Here is a 3142-nt window from a genome sequence, read left to right on the forward strand (position 1 = left end):
ATGGGCCGTGTCGGCGGCGACTCATGCGGATGCCGACGCGCAGGCCGACCAGCAGGCGTGGATGGTCGCGCTGCTCGGCAGCCTGTACGACGCGGTGGCGCGTGCGTCGCGCGACTGGCTGGTCGGATTCGCGACGACGCGTGCGCCGAGCGGGCTGGGCGCGCCGCTTGCGACGCTGCCGCGCGTGCAGGAAGCGGTCGGCGAAATCGAGGGCTGGCTGCATGCGAACCGCGTGCTGCTCGACGATCACATCGCGCGCACCGACGCGGGCAATGCACCGACGGTCACGACGAGCGGCCTCGTCAAGCGCACCGTGACCGAGCAGGCGATTCGCGTGGTCGAGCAGTCGTTGAAGCTGTCGGGCAATCACGGGCTGAGCCGCGCCAATCCGCTCGAACGCCACTATCGTGACGTGCTGTGCAGCCGTGTGCATACGCCGCAGGACGATGCGATCGCAGTGGCGGCGGGGCGTGCGGCGCTCGAAGCGGCGAGGCGGGGTGAGACGAAGGGCGAAACGAAGGGCGAAACGAAGGGCGAAACGAAGGGCGAAACGAAGGGCGAAACGGAGACGAGCGGAGTGTCGGTCAACGGGACCGAACGCAGCCGCAGCGATGCGTGATTGGCGCAGGGCTGGCACGGGCGTCGATCGGGCGGCGCGATACCGTCGCCGCCCGGTACGGTCACGCAGCCTTGCCGTGCGCCTGCTCGGGCAACGCGAACGCCATGCGCGCATGCGCGGCAACGGCTGCGAGCGGTGCGTCGAAGCGGGCCGCATCGTGGCGGCGCAGCAACCACAGATCGATTTGCGGCTTGAAATCGGTGAGCGGCACGATGTCGAGCGCATCGCGCAGCGGGCTGCCTTCGACGAGCGGCAACGGCATCAATCCGATGCCGAAGCCGTTCGCGACGCTCTGCAGTTGCAGGTCGCGGCCGTAGGTGTCGAGCGTGACCGGCATCGGCAGGCCTTGCGCGTCGAGCGCGCGCCGCAAGCCCGCGCGAAAACCGCAGCCGTCCGGATTGAGCACCCAGCCACGCGCGTGGCAATCGGCGAGCCGGTAGCTGCGGCGCGGCCAGTCGCCCTTGCGGCCGACCGCGACGAGCCGCGTGGCCAGCAGCCGTTCGCCTTCGACCTGCGCCGGCAGCACCATTTCGCGGGCGAGGAACACGAGCGCCGCATCGAGTTCGCGGCGGGCGACGCGCTCGACGAGCATGCCGCCCCACGCAGTCGTGACCTGCGTCGCGAGCGCCGGCCACTGCGCGGCGAGTTCGGCGATCAGCGCGGGCAGCATCAGCTCGCCGAGGCCTTGCGTGAGCCCGATCCGGAATTCGCCGGCGGGCGGCTGCTTGCCGGCCGTCAGCTCGCGCAGCGCATCGACTTCGCGCAGGATCGCGCGACACTGCTCGAACACCTGCCGACCGATGTCGGTCGGTCGCGGCGGCTTGGTGTTACGGTCGAGCAGGATCACGCCGAGCGCTTCCTCGAGATTCTGGACGCGCCGCGTGATCGCGGGCTGCGTCATCCCGAGCTCGGCAGCGGCCTGGCTCAGGGTCTGGCAGCGGACGACCGCTGCAAAAGCGTCGATATCGCTAATTTTCATGTTTGTTCTGCATGGTCTTTCGGGTGCATCATGACGATCCATCATATTCGGCATCATATTCGAGGAGTCAGCCGATGAGTACGCTTTCGTTGCAACAGACGCCGTTGCGGCCGTTCGTCGATGGTCTGGGTGCGTTGCTCGCGTCCGGCGCGAACGAGGCGCGCATCCTCGACGAAGGCAGCGCGCTGCTCGCCGCGCTTGTCGAACACGACGACTGGTTGCCCGATGCATTCGCGCAGCCCGACCCGGCGCGCTACCGGCAGTACCTGCTGCATCTCGACCCGGACGAGCGGTTCTCGGTGGTCAGCTTCGTGTGGGGGCCCGGCCAGACGACGCCGATCCATAACCACACGGTGTGGGGGCTGATCGGGATGCTGCGCGGCGGTGAGTTCTCGCAGCCGTACGGGTTCGACGCAGCGGGCAAGCCCGTGCCGGAGGGCGACGCCGTGCGGCTTCAGCCGGGCGAAATCGAGGCCGTGTCGCCGCGCATCGGCGACGTCCACCGCGTGACCAACGCGTTCGCCGATCAGGTATCGATCAGCATCCACGTGTACGGCGCGAATATCGGCAAGGTCGAGCGCGCGGTGTTCCTGGACGACGGCACCGTGAAGCCATTCGTGTCGGGCTATTCGAACGCCTGATGCAAGGCCTGATGCAACGCCCGCCGGCGCGGCCGGTTGCCGGCATGCGCCGGCAGGCCCAAGATTCATCCGTTCCGCTTTCTTCACCGACTTCAACGCATTCAATCAAGACAGAGACACCGTGACGCAATCCGCCGATTCCATTTCCCGCTTTCCCGTCGCGTCGTACCAGGACGTGCGCGCGCGCCTGCTTGCCCGCGACGAGATCGCGCTGATCGACGTACGCGAGGAAGATCCGTACGCGCAGGGCCACCCGCTGTGGGCCGCCAACTTTCCGCTGTCGAAACTCGAACTCGATGCGTGGACGCGGATCCCGCGCCGCGACACGCCGATCGTCGTGTTCGGTGAAGCGGGCGGCGAGGATCTCGCGCCGCGCGCGGCCGCCAAGCTCGCGCAACTGGGCTATACCGACGTGCGGCTGCTCGATGGCGGCCTCGCGGGCTGGCTTGCCGCTGGCGGCGAACTGTTCATCGACGTGAACGTGCCTAGCAAGTCGTTCGGCGAATGGGTCGAGGCCGAGCGGCACACGCCGTCGCTGTCCGCGCAGGAGGTGCAGGCGCTGATCGACGCGAAGGCCGACGTCGTGATCGTCGACGCGCGCCGTTTCGACGAATACCAGACGATGAACATCCCGACGTCGACGAGCGTGCCGGGCGCGGAACTCGTGCTGCGCGTGCGCGCGCTTGCGCCGAACCCGGCGACCCAGGTGATCGTCAACTGCGCGGGTCGCACGCGCAGCATCATCGGCACGCAGTCGCTCGTCAACGCGGGGCTGCCGAATCCGGTCGCCGCGCTGCGCAATGGCACGATCGGCTGGACGCTCGCGGGCCAGACGCTTGAACGCGGCGCCGCGCGACGCTTTCCGGACGACATCGACGCGACGCAGCGGGAGCACGGAAGAGA

At 68.5% G+C, this 3142-nt stretch carries 4 protein-coding genes; 3 read left to right on the forward strand and 1 reads right to left on the reverse strand.

Annotation, left to right across the window (positions count from 1 at the left end; genetic code table 11):
- Positions 1 to 619: acyl-CoA dehydrogenase family protein (locus tag G3N99_RS37775; protein ID WP_206124919.1), on the forward strand; the 619-nt coding region annotated here is incomplete at its 5' end.
- A 61-nt stretch (positions 620 to 680) separates the two neighbouring features.
- Here the strand turns inward: G3N99_RS37775 and G3N99_RS37780 are convergent.
- Positions 681 to 1655 (reverse strand): LysR family transcriptional regulator, encoded by a 975-nt coding sequence (locus G3N99_RS37780; RefSeq protein ID WP_174935509.1) that lies wholly within the window; start codon positions 1653 to 1655, stop codon positions 681 to 683.
- 17 nt (positions 1656 to 1672) lie between these two features.
- On the opposite strand from G3N99_RS37780, the gene G3N99_RS37785 reads away from it, so the two are divergent.
- The gene (locus G3N99_RS37785; protein WP_206124920.1) at positions 1673 to 2239 is read left to right on the forward strand and encodes a cysteine dioxygenase; all 567 of its coding nucleotides are present in this window, start codon (positions 1673 to 1675) and stop codon (positions 2237 to 2239) included.
- Between the two features lie 121 nt (positions 2240 to 2360).
- Positions 2361 to 3142 (forward strand): rhodanese-like domain-containing protein (locus G3N99_RS37790; protein WP_346778517.1); only part of this gene is annotated, 782 nt, incomplete at its 3' end.

This window comes from Burkholderia sp. Ac-20392, assembly GCF_017104585.1.
Lineage (GTDB): Bacteria > Pseudomonadota > Gammaproteobacteria > Burkholderiales > Burkholderiaceae > Burkholderia > Burkholderia lata.

Excerpts from the sequence above, each read along its gene's own strand:
- G3N99_RS37785 (WP_206124920.1), top strand. The coding sequence starts at position 1,673 with ATGAGTACGCTTTCGTTGCAACAGACGCCGTTGCGGCCGTTCGTCGAT.
- G3N99_RS37780 (WP_174935509.1), bottom strand. The coding sequence starts at position 1,655 with ATGATGCCGAATATGATGGATCGTCATGATGCACCCGAAAGACCATGC.